Annotated in this window: 24 protein-coding genes; 13 read left to right on the top strand and 11 right to left on the bottom strand. The window is 70.8% G+C overall.

Translation table 11 applies throughout. The annotated features are described in order from the left end of the window. Positions 1-79: 79 nt before the first annotated feature. Together ABEA24_RS37650 and ABEA24_RS37645 are read left to right on the top strand one after the other, a co-directional pair. Positions 80-1,840 (top strand): hypothetical protein, encoded by a 1,761-nt coding sequence (locus ABEA24_RS37650; RefSeq protein ID WP_345437451.1) that lies wholly within the window; start codon positions 80-82, stop codon positions 1,838-1,840. Between the two features lie 11 nt (positions 1,841-1,851). Next, positions 1,852-2,196 (top strand): DUF5955 family protein, encoded by a 345-nt coding sequence (locus ABEA24_RS37645; RefSeq protein ID WP_345437450.1) that lies wholly within the window; start codon positions 1,852-1,854, stop codon positions 2,194-2,196. Positions 2,197-2,203: 7 nt separating this feature from the next. Here ABEA24_RS37645 and ABEA24_RS37640 read toward each other — a convergent pair whose 3' ends face one another. Next, positions 2,204-3,205, bottom strand: coding sequence for a hypothetical protein (locus ABEA24_RS37640; RefSeq protein WP_345437449.1), 1,002 nt, complete (start codon positions 3,203-3,205; stop codon positions 2,204-2,206). A 16-nt stretch (positions 3,206-3,221) separates the two neighbouring features. Beyond that, positions 3,222-3,428, bottom strand: coding sequence for a hypothetical protein (locus ABEA24_RS37635; RefSeq protein ID WP_345437447.1), 207 nt, complete (start codon positions 3,426-3,428; stop codon positions 3,222-3,224). A gap of 156 nt (positions 3,429-3,584) precedes the next feature. Here ABEA24_RS37635 and ABEA24_RS37630 point away from each other — a divergent pair, with 156 nt between their 5' ends. From ABEA24_RS37630 to ABEA24_RS37620, 3 genes are all read left to right on the top strand, one after another. After that, entirely contained in the window at positions 3,585-4,130 is a 546-nt protein-coding gene (locus ABEA24_RS37630; protein ID WP_345437445.1) for a thermonuclease family protein, read from the top strand. 76 nt (positions 4,131-4,206) lie between these two features. After that, positions 4,207-4,611 carry a VOC family protein gene (locus ABEA24_RS37625; RefSeq protein ID WP_345437443.1) on the top strand — a complete coding sequence of 135 codons (405 nt, stop codon included), beginning with the start codon at positions 4,207-4,209 and terminating at the stop codon, positions 4,609-4,611. A 192-nt stretch (positions 4,612-4,803) separates the two neighbouring features. Beyond that, positions 4,804-6,228 carry a purple acid phosphatase family protein gene (locus tag ABEA24_RS37620; RefSeq protein ID WP_345437442.1) on the top strand — a complete coding sequence of 475 codons (1,425 nt, stop codon included), beginning with the start codon at positions 4,804-4,806 and terminating at the stop codon, positions 6,226-6,228. 10 nt (positions 6,229-6,238) lie between these two features. Here ABEA24_RS37620 and ABEA24_RS37615 read toward each other — a convergent pair whose 3' ends face one another. From ABEA24_RS37615 to ABEA24_RS37605, 3 genes are all read right to left on the bottom strand, one after another. Further along, entirely contained in the window at positions 6,239-6,601 is a 363-nt protein-coding gene (locus tag ABEA24_RS37615; RefSeq protein WP_345437441.1) for a DsrE family protein, read from the bottom strand. Positions 6,602-6,611: 10 nt separating this feature from the next. Continuing rightward, positions 6,612-7,262: a GIDE domain-containing protein gene (locus tag ABEA24_RS37610; RefSeq protein ID WP_345437440.1), complete on the bottom strand. Its 651-nt coding sequence runs from the start codon at positions 7,260-7,262 to the stop codon at positions 6,612-6,614. Positions 7,263-7,387: 125 nt separating this feature from the next. Continuing rightward, on the bottom strand, positions 7,388-8,188 hold the full coding sequence (locus ABEA24_RS37605; RefSeq protein WP_345437438.1) for a GIDE domain-containing protein: 801 nt from the start codon (positions 8,186-8,188) through the stop codon (positions 7,388-7,390). Between the two features lie 90 nt (positions 8,189-8,278). Here ABEA24_RS37605 and ABEA24_RS37600 point away from each other — a divergent pair, with 90 nt between their 5' ends. From ABEA24_RS37600 to ABEA24_RS37585, 4 genes are all read left to right on the top strand, one after another. Beyond that, positions 8,279-8,764: a heme-binding beta-barrel domain-containing protein gene (locus tag ABEA24_RS37600; RefSeq protein WP_345437437.1), complete on the top strand. Its 486-nt coding sequence runs from the start codon at positions 8,279-8,281 to the stop codon at positions 8,762-8,764. 370 nt (positions 8,765-9,134) lie between these two features. Beyond that, positions 9,135-9,551, top strand: a complete 417-nt coding sequence (locus tag ABEA24_RS37595; RefSeq protein WP_345437435.1) for a Fur family transcriptional regulator — start codon at positions 9,135-9,137, stop codon at positions 9,549-9,551. 10 nt (positions 9,552-9,561) lie between these two features. Then, entirely contained in the window at positions 9,562-10,524 is a 963-nt protein-coding gene (ygfZ, locus tag ABEA24_RS37590) for a CAF17-like 4Fe-4S cluster assembly/insertion protein YgfZ (RefSeq protein ID WP_345437433.1), read from the top strand. Positions 10,525-10,613: 89 nt separating this feature from the next. Next, positions 10,614-11,066 (top strand): hypothetical protein, encoded by a 453-nt coding sequence (locus ABEA24_RS37585; protein WP_345437431.1) that lies wholly within the window; start codon positions 10,614-10,616, stop codon positions 11,064-11,066. Here ABEA24_RS37585 and dtd read toward each other — a convergent pair. Further along, positions 11,063-11,506, bottom strand: a complete 444-nt coding sequence (gene dtd, locus ABEA24_RS37580) for a D-aminoacyl-tRNA deacylase (RefSeq protein WP_345437429.1) — start codon at positions 11,504-11,506, stop codon at positions 11,063-11,065. The two genes, ABEA24_RS37585 and dtd, sit on opposite strands and share 4 nt — an antisense overlap. A 100-nt stretch (positions 11,507-11,606) precedes the next feature. Between dtd and ABEA24_RS37575 the strand changes: the two genes are divergently transcribed. After that, positions 11,607-12,431 carry a beta-keto acid cleavage family enzyme gene (locus ABEA24_RS37575; protein ID WP_345437427.1) on the top strand — a complete coding sequence of 275 codons (825 nt, stop codon included), beginning with the start codon at positions 11,607-11,609 and terminating at the stop codon, positions 12,429-12,431. 13 nt (positions 12,432-12,444) lie between these two features. Here ABEA24_RS37575 and ABEA24_RS37570 read toward each other — a convergent pair whose 3' ends face one another. The 3 genes from ABEA24_RS37570 to ABEA24_RS37560 are packed head-to-tail and all read right to left on the bottom strand — an operon-like array spanning position 12,445 to position 14,261. After that, positions 12,445-12,987, bottom strand: coding sequence for a LysM peptidoglycan-binding domain-containing protein (locus ABEA24_RS37570; protein WP_345437425.1), 543 nt, complete (start codon positions 12,985-12,987; stop codon positions 12,445-12,447). 25 nt (positions 12,988-13,012) lie between these two features. Further along, the gene (locus tag ABEA24_RS37565) at positions 13,013-13,915 is read right to left on the bottom strand and encodes a WXG100-like domain-containing protein (protein WP_345437422.1); all 903 of its coding nucleotides are present in this window, start codon (positions 13,913-13,915) and stop codon (positions 13,013-13,015) included. 19 nt (positions 13,916-13,934) lie between these two features. Further along, complete coding sequence (locus ABEA24_RS37560) at positions 13,935-14,261, bottom strand: YbaB/EbfC family nucleoid-associated protein (RefSeq protein WP_345437420.1); 327 nt, start codon at positions 14,259-14,261, stop codon at positions 13,935-13,937. Between the two features lie 199 nt (positions 14,262-14,460). On the opposite strand from ABEA24_RS37560, the gene ABEA24_RS37555 reads away from it, so the two are divergent. Further along, a complete protein-coding gene (locus ABEA24_RS37555) occupies positions 14,461-15,390 on the top strand; it encodes an asparaginase (RefSeq protein WP_345437418.1) in 930 nt (309 codons plus the stop codon). A gap of 15 nt (positions 15,391-15,405) precedes the next feature. On the opposite strand, the gene ABEA24_RS37550 is transcribed toward ABEA24_RS37555, so the two are convergent. Then, positions 15,406-16,578: a WD40 repeat domain-containing protein gene (locus tag ABEA24_RS37550; protein ID WP_345437416.1), complete on the bottom strand. Its 1,173-nt coding sequence runs from the start codon at positions 16,576-16,578 to the stop codon at positions 15,406-15,408. Between the two features lie 94 nt (positions 16,579-16,672). Next, a complete protein-coding gene (locus ABEA24_RS37545; RefSeq protein ID WP_345437414.1) occupies positions 16,673-18,331 on the bottom strand; it encodes a DUF2207 domain-containing protein in 1,659 nt (552 codons plus the stop codon). Between the two features lie 182 nt (positions 18,332-18,513). Between ABEA24_RS37545 and ABEA24_RS37540 the strand changes: the two genes are divergently transcribed. After that, positions 18,514-19,500, top strand: coding sequence for a neutral zinc metallopeptidase (locus ABEA24_RS37540; protein ID WP_345437412.1), 987 nt, complete (start codon positions 18,514-18,516; stop codon positions 19,498-19,500). 293 nt (positions 19,501-19,793) lie between these two features. Beyond that, a complete protein-coding gene (locus tag ABEA24_RS37535; RefSeq protein WP_345437410.1) occupies positions 19,794-20,639 on the top strand; it encodes a neutral zinc metallopeptidase in 846 nt (281 codons plus the stop codon). Positions 20,640-20,757 lie beyond the last annotated feature (118 nt).

Here is a 20,757-nt window from a genome sequence, read left to right as displayed (position 1 = left end):
CCATCCCCGCATGGTTGCGGAGTCGGTGCGGACCGAGAGCCATTTCCAGCATGCGCGACGGGGCGCGATACCCGGGGTGATGAGCAACGCGACCCGGTATCTCTGCGCCGCCGCCTACCTCGACGAGGGCTTCTGCCGGAAGGTCATCGGCGAGTTGGTCGACCCCGAACACCGCGCCGTCGTCCCGTCGTACGGCTTCGACGTCGGAGCGGTCATCACGCACTCCGTCCGCGCCCGCCGACTGCAGCTCATCCGTGATCTGGTGATCTGGGCGGTCCTGATCGGATGCCTGTTCGTCAGCCCGTTCGCGGTGTCGACCTACTTCTCGATGGCGCTGCCGTTCGTCATGGCCCGGCTCGTCCCCTGGCGACGGTTCGGCTGGCGCCGGCGCTTCAAGATCGCCTGGGCCCTCGTGCTGATCTATTTCCTGCTCTGGTTGCTCAGCGGACTGGTGGTCCTGGTCTGGGCCTACGCGGTCACGCGACTGACCTCGGAGTACTCGTCGACGACGGGCGGACCGTCGCCCCTGCCCACGGACCTCTGGGGCAACCCGTCGCTGTATCTCTCGTGCATCGTCCTGCTGGGGATCGCGATGGTGATCATCCCCTTCGGCTGGCAGGTGCTGGTCTTCCGGATGATGCGGAGGGACCTCGCCCCCGGTACCCGGACCCCGTCGCTGGACGTCCTCACCCACCGCGCACGGCGCCGTGCGGAGCGGCTGGTCGACGCGCAGGTCGGCAACGTCACGCTGTACTCCGGGGGCAACCCCTTCATCGGGTCGGGGGCGCCCGACTCGCCCTGGGCCAGAGCGTGGTCGATCGTCGTGGAACTCGACCGGCCCGCCACGCCGGACACGCCGGCGAAGACCGTCGACCCGGTCGCGCTGCACGAGCACGTACGCCGTCGGCTCATGGCCATGAGTGAGGAATGGCCGACCGCCGACAGCGATCAACCGGACCGGTCCGACCCGCGCCGGCGTCTCCCTCCGAACGAACGGATCGCCGGGCTCAACATCGACTACCACGTCGTGGCGCGCGGCGCCTGCACGCAGTACCCGCGCGCGTCCGAGCCCGGCTTCAGCGTGCCGGACTACGCCGGGCACCCCCTGATCGACGGATCGGCGGGCATGCCGTACTCCAAGGCCACGGACGCATGCCGGGAATCGATCATCCGGCACCCGCAGGGCGGCGTCCGCTGCTATCAGCGCGTCACCATCGGAGCGGAGGGCCAGGCGGTCCGGGACACCGCCGACCAGATCATCGCGCCCGCCGAGGACCAGGACATCGTCGTGTCGGTGTTCATCTACCTCGCGGTGGAAGGGCACATGCTCTACGCGCAGTTCGTGGCCGACGTGCTGCCGCCCATTCGTCGTGAGTACCACCTGATCGACCACCTGGCCTCGTGCACCGACGCCTCGCTCATCGCGATGGCGATACGGCGCCGCTGGCTCTCCGCACTGAGCGACGGTGTCATCGGGCCGTTCCGGGCGATCCGCACGCTCGGCCAGATGGCGGCCGTCCGGCTCCAGGACGACCAGCACCCCGAGCGTCTCACCGCGTACGACTACGGCGCCCGGCTGAGCGTGCGGGAGCTGGCCGCCGAGGACACGCTCCCGACGTACCTTCAGGTCCTCGACGCGCACAAGTACTCCCGGCTCGTCGAGCGGCGCCTGAACGAGGCCGTGCTCGACCATCTGCAGAGCCAGGACATCGACGTGTCGGCCTACCGCATGCAGGCCAACCAGATCATCGAGCAGAGCGTGATGATCAGCGGCGGGAACTACGGGCCGATCAACACCGGGTCCGGTTCGCAGGACAACCGCGGCATGACGATCAGCTAGAAGAGGACGGAATGGGCGACTTCTCCATCAGCGGCGGCAACTACGGGCCGATCAACACCGGCTCGGGATCGCAGGACAACCGCGGCATGACCATCGGCGCGGCGGAGTCAGCCGCGTCCGCCGACGCCCTGGCGCGCCTGGAGCGGCTGCTCGACGAGCACGCGCCCCGGCTCGAGGAGGGCGAGGAGGCCCGCGAAGACCTCGCCGACGTACGCACGCAGGCCGACAAGGAGAAGCCGGACAAGCGCCGGCTGACCGACACCCTCAAGCGGCTGTCCGAACGCGTTGCGGCGGTCGGCGCGCTGGCCGCCGCGGTGAAAGAGGTCGCCGACAAGCTCGGCGTGCACCTGCCCTGACGACGTCCTACAACTCGCCCCACGCGTAGACGGGCAGTCCCTGGCTCTGCGCGATCGGGCTCCACAGGGCGACCACCCGGCGTTTGGCGGGACCCGCCTTGTCGTTGGCGGCCATGGCGGCGTCGTGGTTCGCGGACTGCGGGGGACCGCCCCCGTCGCACCCCGCGGACTGCGCCTCCTGGGCCCAGGCGAGATACGCCTTGTCCGCGTCCAGGGAACTCCCGTAGGCGTCGATCATCGCCTGCTTCAGGTCGGCGCCATGGGGCAGCTGGTCCGCCTGGAGCTGCCGGGCCTGTGCCAGTTCGCTCTGCCGCTCCTGGACGACCTGCTGGAACGCCGGGGCCGCCGAGACGAGGTCGTCGCAGGTCGCCATGCTGACGGACAGCTTGTCGTGGGCGTCCTTGCCCGCCTGCAGGATCGCGTTGACCGCGGCGGCCTGGGCCGCGGGACCCGACGGTGAGTCACCGGCCTGCGGCGTGTCGGGCTGCGTCCCGCTCGGCTGGGGCGTGCCGGGCTCGGGGCCGGTACGGTGCTCCGGCGCCGGATGAGAGCCGTTGCCCAGACCGACGGCGAGCGCCAGGCCGACCGCCGTCACGGTGACGAGGCCGGCGGTCACGATGGGGATCACCCAGCGCTTCCGTGCGCTCTTTTCGGGGGCCTTGCGGTGCCCGTGCCGCTCCCACTGCGCGGCCGCGTCGTGGGCGGTCGGGGGAGCCCCCCAGTGCCGGAGACCATCGGCGTCGAAGTAGGCCGTGTCCGAAGTCGGGCCCGGCTCGCCTTCCGTGCGTTCCCCCGGCGACGCGGCGGTGCGCTCCTCGGCGAAGGGGGTTGTTCCGATGGGGGCGGTCGCGGGGTCGGGGGGCGTCTCGACCGGCCCGTATCCGAAGGTCTCGCCGACCCGTGGCTGAAAGGGCCCTCGCTCCGATGGCGGCGTCTCATACGTCGGAGGCGGAACATCGTGTCCTGGCGGTGGGGTCTCCACCCCTGAGAGTGGGTTCTCCAGCCGCATCGGCCGGATCTCCTGCTCAGATGGCGGGCTCACCGGACCCGGCGGTGAGGTCTCCTGCCCAGACGGCGAGCTCGCCGGTCCCGGTGGTGAGGCCTCCGGTTCGGGCGGCGAGGTCTCCTGCTCGGGCGGTGAGGCCTCCGGTTCGGGCGGTGGTGGGATCGCCGGGAGCGACGCCCCGCAGCGGGTACAGGTCGGACGCCCCGAAGGCGTATGGCTGTCGCATGCCGGACACTTCATGCCCTGCCCCCTTCCTCAGGAGATTCTGCCGACTATTGATCACATGTGGGTCGTCATAGGACACGCCTCCGTCACGAAGCGGGGCTCCTCGTCCGGGATCGGCCGGACGTAACCGTCGGTGCCGAATCGGATACTCGTGGCCATGCGGAGATGGACACTGGTCGGGGCGGGGATCCTGACGGCTCTCTGCGGCGCCCACGCGACCGGAGCGGACCGCGTTCTCGGAACGCCCTGGCCGCTCGACCGACCCGAGACCTCGCATGCGAGCGGCCGAATGCCGGGCGACGACGGCGCGACCGCGACGGTCGTGCGCGTGGTCGACGGCGACACTCTGATCCTGCGGATCGGCGGCCGAGCCCGGCGCGTCAGGCTCATCGGCGCGGACGCCCCGGAGATCTGGACGCGCCGGGACTGCTTCGGCGCCGAGGCGTTCCGTGGGCTGCGCCGGCTGGCCCCGATCGGCTCCGAGGTGCGCGTCGCGGGCGATCACGAGCCCTCCGACCGCTTCGGCCGTCGCCTGCTGTACGTGTGGACGAGAGACGGCCGCCTCGTCGCCGCCGAGTTGATCCGGGCGGGACTCGCCCGCCTGCTGGTCATCCCGCCGGACACCCGATACGCCCCGCTTCTGGGCGCAGCCGAGGCCGATGCCCGCCGCACACGCGCCGGTCTCTGGCGTGCGTGCCGCTGATTCGCCGAACGGGGGAACTTTCTCCGTACGCAGTACGTCGTATGCTGTACGGAGTTGTTCGAACGAAGGGATTTCCATGCAGGTCACCTCTTCGGCGGTCTCGCTGACCGTCGACGACGTCGCGGCGTCCGCCGCCTTCCTGGCCACCCACTTCGGCTACAAGGAGGTGATGGCCGCCGAGGGGTTCGCTTCGCTCCAACGCGACGACGCCGCCATGGATGTGATCTTCCTGAGGCGGGGGATCGAGGTCCTCCCCGAGGGATTCCGGGACCGGCATGCGGCCGGCGTCATCATCGCGCTGGTGGTCACCACCGGCCTGGCGGCCGAAGAGGCCCGCCTGCGCGCCGAGGGCGTCGCCATCACGATGCCCCTGCGAGAAGAGCCCTGGGGAGAGCGGTTGTTCCAGGTCACCGACCCGAACGGCGTGATCGTTCAGTTGGTCGAGTGGGTCACTCCGAGCGGACAGGGCGAACCTCACTAGGACACGGCCGTCCGCGACCGGACGTTCGTCCACAGGCTGTGGAAAAACCTGGGGGCATCGCGCGCAGGATGCCGTATGGCGCCCGCGTGCGGAGCCCTTTTCCGGAAAGACGATGGCCGGGTGTGGCCTGACTCTGGTGTTGTGGCTGTGGCGCTATGGACGTGATTGTCGTGGCGGCTTACCGTCCGGCCCATGTTCTGCTGTCGGCCCGGCCGTCGTGATCTGCTGCGCCTGAGCGCCGTCCTCTCCGGTTTCTCCCTCATGTCGATGGTCGGCGAAAGGCGGGCGTCCGCGTCCGACGTCCGGCCGGTCAACCTCGAGCTCGTCACCCTCACCGAGACCAGCGCGATCTTCACCTGGTACACCGGCGTGGCCGACACCGACGACGGGCTCGGGCGGATGCGGCCCGCCCCGGCGGACGGGGAGATCCTCCTGGGCACGCGCCGGGACCGGCTGACCCGCACGGTGGGCGGCGCGGCGCACACGCCGTACCACTACGTCGAGGTCACCGGCCTGGAGCCCGGCCGGACGTACTACTACCAGGCGCGGTCGCGGGGGCGGACGGCGTCGCAGACCTCCGTGGCGGGAGCCGCCGGGACGCCTCTCACCGGCGGCACCTTCTCCTTCACGACACCGCAGCCGCCGCCCGGCCGCTTCCTGTTCTCCATCGCGCTCTGCAACGACCTGCACCTGGGCGAGACCGTCGCGGGGCTGATCGGCGGGCTGCCGATCAAGGGCATCTCCCAGGTTCCCGGCCGGCCGCCGTACCCGGAGATCATGGCGAAGGCGCTCGTGAAGGACGCGCGGCATCGCGGCGCGACCTACCTCTTCGCGGCCGGCGACGTGTCGTCGGAGGCGGTGCCGGGCGACCTCGGCACGGCCAAGGGCATCCTCGACGGCTTCGGCGCCTACCGCCGCGACTACTTCGTCGCACGCGGCAACCACGACCGCGCGCACGACGGGCCCGCGTACGCCTCCTGCCGGGTCGGCCAGTGGCAGGGGCACGACTGCTTCCGCGACGCGTTCTCCGACGGGCCGACGTACTTCACCCACGACCTCGGCGGCCTGAGGATCATCGGGCTGGACACCTACGACAAGCCGGGCAACGGGGGAGACGCGGGCGGCCTGTCGCGTGAGCAGTTCGCCTGGTTCGAGACCGAGCTGAAAGAGCACAAGGACCAGCCGACGATCGTCTTCGGCCACCATCCGCTGATGTCCCTCGACGATCCCCTGGCGGTGAGCGGCGGCACCTCGCTGGAGGTCGGCCAGACCGTGTCGGTCATGGCGGCGTACGAGCGGACGCCGGGGGTGTTCCTGCACCACGCGGGCCACACCCACCGGAACAAGCGCACGGTGCTGCCCGGCAGCCGGCACGTGACGCAGCAGGAGGTTGGCGCGGTCAAGGAGTATCCCGGCGGGTTCAACCTGCTGCGCGTGCACAGCGGCGGGTACGCGCTGAACTTCTACAAGACCCGTGACGACCTTGCCCGGGAGTGGAGCGAGCGCAGCCGGCAGGAGATCAACGGACTGTGGCCGCAGTTCTCGTTCGGCCCGTCGATCGCGGACCGCAACAGCGTCACCGCCCGCGACCTGTCCGGTGTCCGGGCGGCCCGGTGACGGCCGCGGCTCAGTAGACGAGGGCCTGGACGCCTTCGGTGGTGACCTCTTCGACGAAGGACGGGGCGCCGGCGATGCGGATGCCGGGCAGCACCTCATCGTCGGTGATGTCCCGGCGCGCCGCGCACTGCGTACAGACCGTGACCCGGCCGGCCGACAGCACGATGCCGAGCAGGTCCTCCAGCGGCGTCGCGTGCGGCAGCTCGAACTCCTTGGCCCGGCCCGGAAGCGCGAACCAGGAGGATTCGCCGGTCAGCCACAGGGAAACGCTGACGCCGCTGGCCACGGCGGCCGCGGCGACCGTGAACGCCTGATTGCAGCGCTCGGGTGCCTCGGCGCCCGCCGTCACCTTGATGACGAGTGATCGTGCCATATTCGGCACACTAGTCCTCCGGGCTGGAAACCGGCACGGTCCTTGAGATGATCAGTGGCCGCAGCCCGCTCTTGGCAAGGACAAGGTCCCCCAGTTCGGTACGGGCCGCGCCGACGACGCGCAGCGGCTCCCCGTCGGTGATCACGAGCTCCTCGACGACGAAGCCGATCGTCCGCTCCCGGTGCCGCGGGCGGGGAGGGGCGCCCAGCAGGGCCGCCAGGCGCGCGGTCAGCGGGCCGTGCGGCGCGTCCTCGAACTCCGCGAACGCCGGCTCGCCCAGCTCCAGCTCGGCGCCGTGCGCGTCGACGCGGACGGCGGCCGTGTCACCCCCGACGTACAGCGGCCCGCTGATCTGCTCGGCGACCTTGACGTGGCGGACGACCCTGGTCGGCCCCAGGGGGCCGGGCCGCCACGCCCAGTACCGCTCGAGGACGGTCACGGCGTACCAGACGCAGGGCAACCCGGACAGCGGCGCGGTCACCGGACCGCCCGGGCCGGTGACCGCGCGCCCAGCGACCTCGCGCGGTCCTCCAGGGGCGTTGTCGACGAGGGGCTCGGCCTTGTCCAGCGTCCGCCGCCTGCGCGCCTTGCCGACCGTCTTGGCCACCGCGTCGGCGCCCGCCTCGACGCCGGCCGTGATCAGTGCCATCAGCGCGTACAACCGTCCTCCTCGAACTTAGGAAGATCAGACGCGACGCGGGAACGAACGGTTCACCCGTTGCTCGCCGTGATCGCGAATCGGATCAGGCTATCCCCTGACGAAAGCGAGGGCGGGCCGCTCTCCGGCTACCCCAGGGGCGGTTCATCTCCAAAGATCAGGTTCCACAGGTGAGCGCCCGGATGGGCGTGGACCAGCTCGAGCACGAGCCAGATCAGGCTCGCGGCGAGCAGCGCGCCTCCCGCGATGTAGCCGACGTACAGCCCGAGGCGGAGGCTCGCCGACAACTCCTCCTCCGACCGCGTCGAGATGATGAACGGGTCGGCATGGGGCCGGCGCATGACGAGCCCGCCGTCCTCGGCCATCGCCGCCCCGAGGACGTACAGCGACCGGCCCTGGGGAATGATCCACTCCTCGTAGAGGTGGCCCTTGACGTTGCTGAAGTTGACTCGGAAGCTCAGGCCGAACAGGTTGACGTCCCGGCCCGCGCGCTCGTAGTGCGACAGGGACTGCGCGGGCCGGTCGACCGGCTCACCGTCGTGGACGATGAGGACCTCCCCGGCGATGTCGCGCACGGCGAAGGGCGCCCCGTGGGTCTCGTCGTGCACCGTCTCCTCATGCGTCGTGGTCTCGGTCTTGCCGTCACGGGTCTGGGTGCGCTCGTAGCGGACCGTCACCTTCGTCCGGTGCCACACGCACGGCTGCCCCGAGAACGGTGCCTGGGCAGGCCCGCCCGGTCCGGGGACGGCCGTCCCCTTGACCTCGCAGACGACGGGTTCGTCGTACTCGGCGATCTCGGCACAGGTGACGGTCGGCGTCGCATGCATGGCGCGGCGCTTGCCCTGCTGGACGAACGCGCGGAGGACGAGTGGCAGGCCGACCACGGCGAGGAGCAGGGGAACGAGCGCGCTGTCGAGAAAGTCGATCAAGGGAACCTCTGGTTGGGGATCATTTCGGGGGAACCGGTCTCCGGTGACACGGTGTCGCCGACCGGGCGGTGGCCACTACGCTGGCCGAACATGGAACCTGAGCTGCATCCCGACCTCGAGCCGTTGGCGTTCCTCCTCGGAGACTGGGAGGGGGCGGGTGTCGGCGGCTACCCGACCGTCGAGAGCTTCCACTTCGGACAGGAGATCTCCTTCAGCCACATCGGCAAGCCGTACCTGATCTACACGAGCCGTACGTGGCGGTTGGACGATGAAGGCAACCTCGCGGCTCCCCTCGCGCGGGAGAGCGGTTACTGGCGCGCGCATGCCGGCGGAAAGGTCGAGGTCGTGCTCGCGCACCCGACGGGATTCGCCGAGATCTACGTGGGGCAGGCGGGGTTCAACCGGGTCGAGCTGATCACGGACGTCGTGGCGCGCACCGAGACCGCGAAGGAGTACACCGCGGGCAAGCGGCTGTACGGGCTGATCGGCGAGGACCTGGGTTACGCGTACGACATGGCGGCCGAGGGGCAGAGCCTGCAGTCACACCTGTCGGCGCAGCTGAAACGCGTCTCCTGAGCGAGCGGACGCTCCTACGGAAGTGTCCCGGGGGTCGCGGGAGAGAAAAGGAACGACCCCCGGGCTGCTCCTGCGTGTGCAGGGGTCGACAGGACTGAGTCGACCGGCCACGGGGGTCGGGTGTCTGCCTGGTATTCGCCGGCCGCGTCCACGACCGGGTGCCTCACCCGCGTTGGGGCGGGGCTGAGGCGGGACAGCGGCTAACGGACAGCCACCTCACGAGTCCTCGTACTATGCATACTTTCGGACCACCTCCTTTCCCGCTTAGCCCGAACGTTAGATCAGCGGCCACGGATGAGGCAAGGGGATTTTTGGCGGTCCGTCCCGCGAGGCCCCCGCAGGACGCCCGACGGGACATAAACTCGGCCTCGTGGCGGAACCATGGCACGAGGAGCTGAGGGCGCGGGGCTACCGGGTGACCCCGCAGCGCCAGCTCGTGCTGGAGGCGGTCACCGCGCTGCGGCACGCCACCCCGGAGGAGATCTGCACCGAGGTGCAGCGGACCGCGCGCGGCGTCAACATCTCCACGATCTATCGGACGCTGGAGCTCCTCGAGCAGCTCGGTCTGGTCAAGCACACCCATCTGGGGCACAAGCCGCCGACCTACCATCTCGCCAGCGAGGCGGACCACGTCCACCTGGTCTGCCGGGGCTGCGGTGAGGTCTACGACGTGACCCCGACCGTCGCCAAGGGCCTCGTCGACGTCCTGGAGCAGGAGTACGGCTTCGAGACCGACGTCCAGCACCTCACCGTCTACGGCCGCTGCCGCAATTGCCGGACGACGTAGGCTTGCGGTCATGGACAGCCCGCTGCTGAGCACGCCCGGGGCCGTATCGGCCGATCCACCGGACGAAGGGGTCGCCGCGCACTACGGCGAGCCGTTCGCCGAGCAGCGCGCCCTCGCGTCGGGGGCGGCGATCGTCGACCGGAGCAACCGCGGCGTCGTGCGGATCGCCGGAGCCGACCGCCTGCGGTTCCTGCACAGCCTCACCAGCCAGCACCTGCAGGAGCTGCCGCCGCGCACACCGACCGAGGCGCTCCTCCTCAGCCCGCACGGCCACGTCGAGCACCACCTCACCCTCGTCGACGACGGGGACGCGGTGTGGGCGCACGTCGAGCCGGGCACGGCGCCGGAGCTCGCGCGCTTCCTCGACTCGATGCGGTTCATGATGCGCGTCGAGGTCACCGACGAGTCCGACGCGTACGCCGTCGTCACGCTCACCGGCGCCGAGCCGCCCGCGGACGCCCTGGTGACGACGGACGGCCTGATCGTGCCCCGCAAGGAGCTGGACCGCGACTGGCAGGCGCGCCCGGCCGGCCTGTGGGCGTACGAGGCGCTGCGCATCGCCGCGCACCGGCCCCGGTTCGGCCTCGACACCGACCACCGGACCATCCCGCACGAGGTCGGCTGGATCGACGTCGCCGTGCACCTCGACAAGGGCTGCTACCGCGGCCAGGAGACGGTGGCGCGGGTCCAGAACCTCGGCCGTCCGCCCCGGCGGCTGGTGTTCCTGCACCTCGACGGGAGCGTCGACCGGCTGCCGGCGCACGGGGAGCCGATCGAGGCCGGCGGCCGTACGGTCGGGTTCGTCGGCTCGGCGGCCCGCCACTACGAGCTGGGCCCGATCGCCCTCGGCCTGATCAAGCGCAACGTCCCCGTCGACGAGCCGCTGCTGGCCGGCGGGGTGGCTGCCACGCAGGAGGTCATCGTCGACCCGGACACCGGAGCCAACGCCAAAATCGATCTTCGACGCCGATAAGCCGACAAACACCCGAACCTGGATCGCGATGGGCGGCGCTCATGGGAAGGTTTTCTCCGTCGGACGAGACCTCGACGAGGAAAGAGAACATGGGGCGACGGCGCCGGCGGGTGCGGGAGCCCGCCTACGTCTGGTGGATCGGGTTCGGCGTGCTGCTGCTGGCCGCCGTATTCCTGACGTCGTGGCGGCTCGCGCTCATCGCGCTGCTGGGGTGGTGCCTGTATGAGTTCTCGCTGGTGCCGACGGTCTGCCGGGTGATGACCAGGCAGGGGTTCGCCTGCCACGAGCCGATCCGGGGGCGGCTGTTCGCCTGCACCCCGGCACACCAGCAGGTCAAGAACGACGCCCTGTGGAGCGCGGTCCGGCTGCCGAACCCGTTCCGGAAGGAGTCCGTCCCGGACCCGAACCGCGACACCGGGGTCGTCGTCTACTCCCCGAGCGTCCGCGCCCGCCTGGCGGAGAACGACCGCAACGTGCTGGCCCTCGCCGCCGCGGGCACGGTCGTCACGGTCGTCTTCGCCGTGCTCGGCCTCAGCTCTTAGACCTCCAGGATGAGCGTGATCGGGCCGTCGTTGACGAGGGCGACCTTCATGTCGGCGCCGAAGACGCCCGTCTCCACGTGGGCGCCGAGGCGGCGCAGCTCCGCGACGACCTCGTCGACGAGCGGTTCGGCGACGGGGCCGGGCGCGGCCGCGATCCAGGACGGCCGGCGGCCCTTGCGGGTGTCGCCGTAGAGGGTGAACTGGCTGATCACGAGCAGCGGCGCGCCGAGGTCGGAGCAGGACGCCTCGGGCGCCCCGTCCTCGGTGCCGTCGAACACCCGCAGCCCCCACAGCTTGGCCGCGAGCCTCTTCGCCCGCTCCGGGGTGTCGTCGTGCGTCACCCCGACGAGGGCCAGCAGGCCCGGTCCCTCGATCGCGCCCACGACGCGACCCTCGACGGTCACACTGGCCTGACTCACCCGCTGGACGACTGCTCGCACGCCACCGCATTCTGCCGCACGCGGCACCCGCCGGAAGAACGCCTGCCTTTGCGAAAGATTTTCTCGCCAAACCGGCCTCCGGCTTGAAATCATGCTGTCCATGGCCAGAACGCTGATAACAGTTGCGCCGACCGGGGCGGAGGCCGACAAGGCCAAGGTCCCGGCGCTCCCCGTCACGCTCGACGAGCTCGTCCAGACGGCCAAGGAGTGCGAGGCCGCCGGCGCCGCCGTGATCCACGTCCACATCCGCGACGACGAGGCGCGGCCCACGCTCGACCTCGCGCGCCTGCGCGACACCGTCGCCGCCCTGCGCGCGAGCACGAACCTCATCGTGCAGCTGTCCACGGGCGGCGCGGTCACCGACCCGTACGAGCACCGGCTACGGGTCCTCGACGCCGAGCCGGACGCCTGCTCGCTCACCTGCGGCACCGTCAACTTCGGCGACGACGTCTTCATGAACCCCTGGTCGTTCATGGCCGAGCTCTACCAGCTGACGCAGGAGCGGGAGGTCGTGCCGGAGTTCGAGCTGTTCGACCTCGGTCACGTCGCGTCCCTGCACCGGCTGCTGGACACGTACGGTCCGCCGTTCGGCGGGCGGGTGCACTGCGACCTGGTCATGGGCGTGCCGGGCGGGATGCCGGGCGACGCGCGGACGCTGGTCGCCGCGGTGGAGGCGCTGCCCGCCGGGGCCACGTGGTCGGCGACGGGCATCGGCCGGACGACCCTCCCGGTGATGTACGCCGCTCTGGCGGCCGGGGGTCACCTGCGGGTGGGCATGGAGGACACGCTGAGCTACGCCAAGGGGCGGCCGGTGACGGCCAACGCCCAGCTCGTGGAGCGCGGGGCCACCTTGGCGCGGACCGCCCAGCGTGACCCGATGCCGCCCGACGAGGCGCGGACGTTCCTGGGCGTGAAGGGCGGCTGAGACTCGGGATTCGTCACGTCTCGGCGGTCTTCAGGGCCGCGTCGAGGGCCTGGATGGTGTTCTCCCACTCGACGTCGTCGTGGCGGTCCGCCATGTCGCGCAGCCGCCCCGCGACGGTTCGGTAGAAGTCGGCGAACGCCGCGACGCCGTCGAGGGAGCGGGCGGCCGAGGTCTCGTACCCGGGCCGGCCGTCCGCGCCCTTGTAGAACTTGGTCCCCATGTCGTCGCCGCCCCAGAAGTTCCCGATGGCGTCCAGCTGCTTCCGGGCCTCGCTGAGCTTCGCGTTGATGTCGACGCCCTCATCGTTCAGGCTCTTGGCGACGGAGCGGATGTAGGCGGGGTGGATCTCCAGGGGAGGCAGGACGAGTCGCATGCCGACCTTGAGTCGGCTCGGGTCGCCGCCGATGACGTCCCGATTCGCGGAGTAGATGTCCTGCCATCGGGTGCCGTCCTCGAACAGGTCCTCGGCGATGCCCCACAGTGAGTCGTGGGGAGTACCCGGTCCGGTGATCGTGACGTACTTCGGCGGGTCCGGGGGCAGAGTGGGAGGAGTCATGTGGGCGCCATCCTGGATCTCGGGACTAACCGGCGGGCTTGTGGGCCATGGTCGTGTAGAGGATCGTCCTCAGGATCGTGTCCTTGACGGTCGGGGCCAGGTCGTCGCCGCGTTTGCCGTTCAGGTAGCCGTACGTGGGCCCGTATCCGAGGGAGCCTCCCACCATCCGGTTCACGAAGTACTGCACATCCGGGTTGCTGATGATCTTGCTGACGGGCTTGGCAGCGGCGTCGAAGGCGCCGTAGAAGGCGACGGAGGCGACGAATTCCTTCATGACCTCGTCGAAGTTCTGCCCGAACGAGCCGACGTCCTCACCCCGCGCCCACTTGACGCCGTCCATCACGAGCACGTCGCCGACGGCGTAGAACGCGCTGCCGATGGTGTACTCCGCCAGCTTGGCGAGCAGCGTCTGGGCGATGGCGCTCTCGAGCAGCTTCGCCAGGATCCCCGCCTGCGCACGTCTCAGCAGGAACTGGGAGATCTCGTACGCGACGCCCGCCTGCCAGGGGAACGTGGAGATGAAGAGCAGGCTGGCGAAGTTGGCCCAGGCGAGGGTGGTGAAGGCGTACTGGGCCTTCTCGATGAGCGACGCGTACTCGTTGCACGCCTCGCTCATGCGCCGGCACAGCTCGGCGAGCCGCGCGGCCTCGCCCTCCGCCGGCGCGGCGGGCGTGGCGTGGCGCTGCCAGAAGTCCTTGAAGGCCTGGACGTCCTCGCCGGCGTTGTTGGTGACGATCGCCCGTGCGGCGTCGTCGCCGTACTTCCCCCACTCGGTGACGTCGGCCATGAGACCGGCCCACACCGCACCCGCCTCCCGTGCCTTCCCCGGGTTGCCCTCCGGGTACTGGACGGTCAGCATCGAGAAGACGAGGAGTGCGATGTTGCCGCCGGCGAACAGGCCGCCGCGCGCCTCGCTCAGCCCGGCCACGGGCGCCCCCTGGACGCGGTCATTGGAGCGGGCCTCCGAAGGGCGGATCGGCGGTGAAGTCGGGGAACATGGCGCTCGTCTTGGCCGCCGTTTCGTGCTGCAGGAGATCGAGGGCGTCGTTCATCATCCCGACGACCCGCTCCGCGAGCTCCTCCACGGAGAGGCGTTTCACCCGGGGATCGAACGTCAGGGCGTGGAGGCGGCCCTGGCTGCCGACGGTCAGCTGGATCAGGCCGTCTTTGCTCTTGGCCTCGACCACGAGAGCCGCGAGTTCCTCGCGCACCTGCTGGGCGCGTGTTTCAAGCTCTCGAAGCTCTCTTTCGAGCATTTCCCCGTCGAAGTCCATCACTACTCTACTTTTTCGACTATAAATGTCGATATCTTAGCGGCGGTCCGGCTCATGATCAACCTGCCCCCGGCGCAGGGCGTGCGGCGACTCACGTAGTGTTGACACGGCCATCGTCGGCGTCGCGCCGCAGGCCGACGCAGAGGTCCTTCATGACCAGCTGGTAGTAGCCGACCGTCGACCCCCCCGAAGAGAGCAGATGCACCCCGTCCTCGTCGAAGTGGAACGTTCCGGTTTCGTGGAGTCCCGGCACCGCGGCTCGGTGGCCGCCCTGGCCGCCGACGGCTCCCCGGCGCTACGCATCGGCTCCCCGGACGAGCCGGTCTTCCCCCGGTCGGCGAACAAGCCGATGCAGGCGGTGGCGATGGCACGGCGCGGCCTCGCCCTCGAGGGCGAGCTCCTGGCGCTGTCGTCGGCCAGCCATTCCGGTGAGGACTTCCACGTGGAGGGCGCCCGCAAGATCCTCGCCGACGTGGGCCTCACGCCGGACGCACTCCAGTGCCCGCCGCAGTGGCCGCTGGACCCGGAGGTCGCCGTCCGCGCCGAGAAGTCGCGGCTGCGGATGAACTGCTCCGGCAAGCATGCCGCCATGCTCGCCACCTGCGTCGTCAACGGCTGGCCGACGGAGTCGTACCTGGAGCCCGACCACCCGCTGCAGCGCGCCGTACGGGAGACGGTCGAGGAGCTGACCGGTGAGCGGATCGCCGCGACCGGCGTCGACGGGTGTGGCGCGCCGCTGTTCGCCGTCTCGCTGACCGGGGTGGCGCGGGCGCTGCGCGCGCTCGTGACCGCCGAACCCGGCACGCCGGAGCGGCGCCTCGCGGACGCGATGCGCGCCCACCCGGAGTGGACCTCGGGCACCCACCGCGACGAGTACCGGCTCATGACCGCCGTGCCGGGCCTGCTGGTCAAGTGCGGGGCCGAGGGCGTCGACGCGTTCGCGCTCGCGGACGGCCGCGCCGGCGCCATCAAGGTCGATGACGGCGCGATGCGCGCCCGGACCCCGGTGACCGTGGCGACGCTGCGCGCCCTCGGCGCCGAGGTCCCCGACGAGCTCGCCACCGTTCCGCTGCACGGCGGCGACGCGATCGTCGGCGAGATCCGCGCGGTCGGTTTGCCCGACGCCTAGGACAAGTCTGGTGGATCAGGGGCTCAATGCGGCAGACGGCGAACCGAACTCGGTAAGCCGGCACCGGTGCGGGGCGAGTACCAGGACCCGTCCGGTGCACAACCCGATCCCGTCTCCGCCGAGGGCCAGGTTCGCGCCGTCGGGGCTGAACACCACCGAGTACAGCTCGCGGCGACGGTGGGGGAGGGAGACGGTGCCGACGTTCCGGTGGCTCGCCATGTCCCATAGCCGGACGCCTTTTTCATGGTCTCCACTGGCCAGGAGCTTGCCGTCGGGACTGAACGCCACCGGACCGACATAGTCGTCGGGGTCGGTGAGAGTGGCGACGGTCCGGCGACCGGCCACATCCCACAGCCGGATCTCTCCCTCGAGACGCCGGCCACTCTCGCCGCCAGTGGCCAGGGTCCTCCCGTCAGGGCTGAACGCCGCCGAGTAGATGTTGTGACCAGGGGCGAGAGTGGCGATCTTCCGGCGGCGGGCGACGTCCCAGAGCCAGATCTTGCTCCACTCCTCGCTGCGGTCTCCCGTGGTGGCCAGGGTCTTGCCGTCCGGGCTGAACGCCATGACGTCGACACCGCTGACGCTGGTGAGGGCAGCGACGTTTCGGTGGGAGGCGAGGTCCCACAACCAGACGCCTCCTCCGACGTCATTGTGGTATTCGCCGACCTTGCCTCCGCCGACGGCCAAGGTCTTTCCGCCAGGGCTGAACGCCAACTCCCCGACCCAGTCATAAGGAATCGGAAGAGCAGCGATCTTCTGGCGGCCGGCCGCGTCCCACAACCAAACCCATGCCTTGTCCGTTTCGTCGAAGCCTCCGCCGGCGGCCAGGGTCCTGCCGTCGGGACTGAATGCCACCGCGTGGACACGGCCGTGGTCAGGGAGGTCAAGAGTGGCAACCTTCCGGCGGCCGGGCACGTCCCAAAGTGAGAGCTCTGTCCCGCCCGCCCCATCGGTGCCGCCGGCGACGGCCAGGGTCCTGCCGTCGGGACTGAACGCCATCGACGTCACATGATCGCGATCGGAGATGGCCTCTGAGCCGTAATCAGGTATGTCCGTGGGTGCCGGAGTGCCCCCGAACCGCACCATTACCGCGACGAGAGTCGCCGGGATCGCGAGCGCACCCACGATCGCGGTCAGCGCCGTGAGGAAGCGGCTCCGCGGTGTTCGACGACGCTCGGGCTCGCTCATGATCAACGTACGGTAGCGTACGTTACGTTCGTTTCCGAGGTCGCACGGGCATTGAGTGCGGCGATCCGCCGAGCCGAGCCGGTCCGCCCTGGGATCAGGACAGGCTGCGGAACTGGCGCGAGGCGGAGATCGCGCCGGACGTGGCGAGCGTGAAGGTGCGCATCGACTCGGCGAAGTTCGACAGGTCCCACTCGGCCGGCCCCTCGTACCAGTAGAGGTTGTCCGAGGGACCGTCGTTGCCCGCGCCGACGTCGGCGACCGTCTGCGCCCAGCGCTGCACCACGTCGAACACCACCGCGTACGGCAGGTAGTGCGAGAACAGCGCCACCCGGTGACCGGCGGGCGCGTCCGGCAGTTCGCCGCGGAACAGGTGCGCCCGGAAGCCCAGCGTGTGCGCCAGCACGGTCGCGCCCCGCGAGGTCTTGGCGGGCATGTACTGGCCGCCGACGGCCAGCGCCGCGCCGGCGATGATGACCGCCAGGCCGACCAGGGCGAGGTTCGTGTAGACGGCGAGCAGGATGGTCCCGACGACCCCGAGGCCGGCCAGCACCATGCCGATCGTGGTCCAGCGGGTGCGCTCGGAGTCGGGCCGGCGGGCGAACCAGCCCTGCCGGACGACGTCCTCGTACAGGGCCTTGCGCACCGCCGCGAGCTGGTCGGCGAAGGTGCCGCCGAGCTCGGACAGCTGGACGACGTCGCGCCCGGTGAACAGGGCGTCGTAGAGGATCCGCTCGTACGGGAGAAGGTCGCCTGCGGGACGCTCCATGCGGCGCAGCTGCCAGTCGAGGCGGCCGTACGTCTCGCGGGACAGCTCCTCGATCAGGATGTAGCCGCGCACGGCCAGGTCGATGATGGTCGCGGTGACGTCGACGACGTCGGCCTGCTCGTCGATGAGCGTGCCGATCTGGCCGGGCCGTACGCCGTCCGGTGGGGCGAAGCCCGTCGAGTCGAGGGGGGCGTGGTCGCCCTCGGCCGCCTTCTTGTTGACGATGCGCGCGTCCCTGCCCCGGGTGACGTACAGCAGCGCGACCCCGCTGAGCAGCAGGCCGAGCAGGCCGAGCAGGGTGCCCCCGGTGACCCCGTTGACGGTGAAGGCGGTGGCCACCGTGTGCCGCTGCTCGACGATCGGCCTGCCCTTGGTCGTGCCCGGCGGGTACCCGATCATGACCGTCATGTAGTCGCCCGGCTGGAGGTCCTCCTGACGGAAGTCGGCCAGCGTGTGGGTGTGGTTGGTGAAGAACTGCGTGCAGCCGACGGTGCTCTCCGGCTCCCCGGCGAAGCAGTTGAGGTTCTGGACGACGGCGCTGGACTCGACGGTCACCCGGGTCTGCGCGGCCGGGACGTGCCAGCCGCCCGCGGCCGTCCAGGTCAGCTGCTCGCCGTTGCGCAGCGTGGTGATCGCGCCCTTGACCGTGTAGGACAGCTGCGCCGTCCGCCGGCCCGTGCCGCCGCCACCGGCGACCTGGAGCACCGCGTTGTCGCCCTGGTTCTTCAGCGTGCCGCCCTGGACGCCGCCGACGTCGAAACGGCGGTCCTGCCGCTCGTCGAGGTGCTTGCGGCGGATGAGGGTACGCGCGGGCGCGCTTCCCTCGTAGACGACCGTCTCCTTGACCTGGAGCGTCCCGTCCGGCGTGACCGTGATCGCGACGGTGTCCTTGACGACCTGTCCCGATGCCGCCGACGCGGAGGCCGCGCCGATGAGGAGCCCTGCGGCGGCAAGGGGGGCGGTCAGAAGCCGCGTGCGTACCCGCATGGGCGCACAGCGTACCGGTGAACGGCCGACCGAACGTGACCTGCGGATGTGACGATCATGAACCGATCCGTGGTCGTTCCCGTACAAGTGATCGAGTTTTCGACGGTATGCGATGATTCTCGTTCCGGTCGCCCCTCCCGCGTGGAGCCGGCGTGCCGGTCTCAGGGGAGGAACGGACAGCAGTGCAAGGTCCCTATCGGCGACGCCCGCCGGACGGCCCGGAGCCGCAGGGCCCGCCGTCCCGGCTGTGGCGTCGGCCGGCGCGGGACATCGGCTACCTGCCACCGCGCCGCCCGCACCGGCGGCGCAGCACGGCCGGGACCATCGTCGGCGCGCTCGGCGGCGTCGCCGGGCTGTGCACGGTCGCGATCGTCGCCTATTCGCTGGCCGGCCCGGACCGGCCGGCAGCGGGCACCGGCACCGGCGGAGAGCCGTCACGCGCGGGCAGCAGGCAGGCCGCGATCGCCGGCCCGCTCTACCAGAGCGGAGCGCTCGACCCGGTCGGCTGCGCGCTTCCGGCGATCCGGGAGGACGACGAGGACTCGATGCGGGCCTTCTTCGACCGGCTGTCGGACTGCCTGGACGATGCGTGGCGGCGGCAGTTCGCCAAGGTGGGCCTGGCAGGGTTCGCCGCCCCGCACCGGGTCTTCTGGAACGTGTCGGGCAGCAGCCCGTGCGGGTCGTACCCCGCTCCCGGCGCCGCCGCGTTCTACTGCCCGGCCAACGACACGCTGTACGTCGGCCTCGGTGACGTCGTGGAGACCTCGGACGGCGAATCGGTGTCGCACTACGCGGTGTACGCCCGGGTCATCGCGCACGAGTACGGCCACCACGTGCAGGAGGACGCGGGCATCCTCGAGTACGGCCACCGGCTGATGGCCGGCGAGGCCACCGCGGCCCGCGACGAGGTGAGCCGCCGGATCGAGCTGCAGGCGCAGTGCTTCGCGGGCGCGTTCCTGTCGGCCCAGCGCGACAGCCTCCCCATGACGTCCTCGCAGTACCGGGCGGTCCTGGCCGACGCGCGGGCGCGCGGCGACGACGACCAGCAGGCCGACGGGCGTGACCACGGCTCCGGGGCCCATTACGCGGGCTGGGTGGCCCGCGGCTACACGCAGCGCGTCCTGTCGTCCTGCAACACGTGGACGGCCACCCCCGCGGACGTTTCCTGACAGGAGGAAAGTGAATGGCTGGACCGGGCTCATGGGGACCCCCGCCCCAGGGACACGGTCGGGGATACGGCCCGCCGCAGGGCCACGGCCAAGGCTACGGTGCACCGCAGGGCTACGGCCAGGGATACGGCGCGCCCCAGGGATACGGGCCGCCGTCCGGCCGCGGCCCTTCGTACGGCCCGCCGCAGGGGCCACCGCCCCGGCCGCCGTACGGTCCCGGGCACGGCGGGCCTCGCTACGCCGCTCCGGGTTACGGCTACCGGCCACCGCCCCGCCGGCGGAGCGGCGGGGGCGTGCGCGGCATCGGCGTGCTCGGCCTCCTCGCCATCATCGGGGTGGTCGGCGCGGTGGCCTCGAAAGTGGTAACTCGGCCGGGGTACACGCCGACCCGGCCGCCGGTCAGCGCACCCTCCGCGCCGAGCCAGAACGCCGCCACCAGCACGCTGTACAAGGTCGGCCGCCTGCCCTCGGACGGCTGCCAGGGCCGGCAGATCACCCAGGGTGACCCCCGGTCGTTCCGGCTCTTCCTCGACGGGACGACCGACTGCCTGGACCACGCCTGGGGCCAGGGCTTCGCGCACGCCGGCATGCGGTTCACCGCGCCGCACCGGGTGTTCTGGTCCACGGGGGGCCAGAGCCCCTGCGGGACCTACCCGTCGCCGGGCGTCGCCGCGTTCTACTGCCCGTCCAACCAGTCGATGTACATCGGCGTCACCGACGCCCAGAAGGCGGCGGGCGGCCTGCCGGTGCGCTACAACGTGGCGTACGCCCGGGAGATCGCCCACGAGTACGGCCACGCGATCCAGGACCAGTCCGGCATCCTCGGCTACGCCCAGCAGGCCCGGTCCGAGGCGACGAGCACCACGGACCGCAACGCCGTCACCAAGCGCAGCGAACTGCAGGCCCAGTGCCTGTCCGGGCTGTTCCTGGGCTCGGTGCGCTCGACGTTCCCCGTCACGCCCGACCAGTGGGCGATGGCGCTGAAGGACTCGTACGAGCGCGGTGACGACGGGCGCCCCCTCGACCAGCGGGACCACGGCACGGACGCGCACTACCGCGGCTGGGTCCAGATCGGCTACAACCGGGGCACCACGTCGGCCTGCAACACCTGGGCGTCACCGGCCCGATCGGTGAACTGACCGTTCCCCGGTCCGGGCCGGGGAACGGCTGGTTCACCCGCCGTCCAGTACGCGCGAGCGGTGTGTATCGCGGGCATATCGAAAATCGCATACGCCACCGCAACAGTCCTCCGTCTTC

It is taken from the genome of Actinoallomurus vinaceus (assembly GCF_039542055.1).
GTDB lineage: Bacteria > Actinomycetota > Actinomycetes > Streptosporangiales > Streptosporangiaceae > Actinoallomurus > Actinoallomurus vinaceus.
This window is presented reverse-complemented; position numbering and strand designations above follow the sequence as displayed.

Coding starts and splice junctions, on each gene's coding strand:
- ABEA24_RS37575 (WP_345437427.1), top strand. CDS start 11,607: ATGGCCAGAACGCTGATAACAGTTGCGCCGACCGGGGCGGAGGCCGAC.
- ABEA24_RS37650 (WP_345437451.1), top strand. CDS start 80: ATGAGCAACGCGACCCGGTATCTCTGCGCCGCCGCCTACCTCGACGAG.
- ABEA24_RS37585 (WP_345437431.1), top strand. CDS start 10,614: ATGGGGCGACGGCGCCGGCGGGTGCGGGAGCCCGCCTACGTCTGGTGG.
- ygfZ (WP_345437433.1), top strand. CDS start 9,562: ATGGACAGCCCGCTGCTGAGCACGCCCGGGGCCGTATCGGCCGATCCA.
- ABEA24_RS37645 (WP_345437450.1), top strand. CDS start 1,852: ATGGGCGACTTCTCCATCAGCGGCGGCAACTACGGGCCGATCAACACC.
- ABEA24_RS37560 (WP_345437420.1), bottom strand. CDS start 14,261: ATGGACTTCGACGGGGAAATGCTCGAAAGAGAGCTTCGAGAGCTTGAA.
- ABEA24_RS37620 (WP_345437442.1), top strand. CDS start 4,804: ATGTTCTGCTGTCGGCCCGGCCGTCGTGATCTGCTGCGCCTGAGCGCC.
- ABEA24_RS37545 (WP_345437414.1), bottom strand. CDS start 18,331: ATGCGGGTACGCACGCGGCTTCTGACCGCCCCCCTTGCCGCCGCAGGG.
- ABEA24_RS37555 (WP_345437418.1), top strand. CDS start 14,461: ATGCACCCCGTCCTCGTCGAAGTGGAACGTTCCGGTTTCGTGGAGTCC.
- ABEA24_RS37625 (WP_345437443.1), top strand. CDS start 4,207: ATGCAGGTCACCTCTTCGGCGGTCTCGCTGACCGTCGACGACGTCGCG.
- ABEA24_RS37640 (WP_345437449.1), bottom strand. CDS start 3,205: ATGCGGCTGGAGAACCCACTCTCAGGGGTGGAGACCCCACCGCCAGGA.
- ABEA24_RS37635 (WP_345437447.1), bottom strand. CDS start 3,428: ATGCGACAGCCATACGCCTTCGGGGCGTCCGACCTGTACCCGCTGCGG.
- ABEA24_RS37630 (WP_345437445.1), top strand. CDS start 3,585: ATGCGGAGATGGACACTGGTCGGGGCGGGGATCCTGACGGCTCTCTGC.
- ABEA24_RS37615 (WP_345437441.1), bottom strand. CDS start 6,601: ATGGCACGATCACTCGTCATCAAGGTGACGGCGGGCGCCGAGGCACCC.
- ABEA24_RS37570 (WP_345437425.1), bottom strand. CDS start 12,987: ATGACTCCTCCCACTCTGCCCCCGGACCCGCCGAAGTACGTCACGATC.
- ABEA24_RS37550 (WP_345437416.1), bottom strand. CDS start 16,578: ATGAGCGAGCCCGAGCGTCGTCGAACACCGCGGAGCCGCTTCCTCACG.
- ABEA24_RS37600 (WP_345437437.1), top strand. CDS start 8,279: ATGGAACCTGAGCTGCATCCCGACCTCGAGCCGTTGGCGTTCCTCCTC.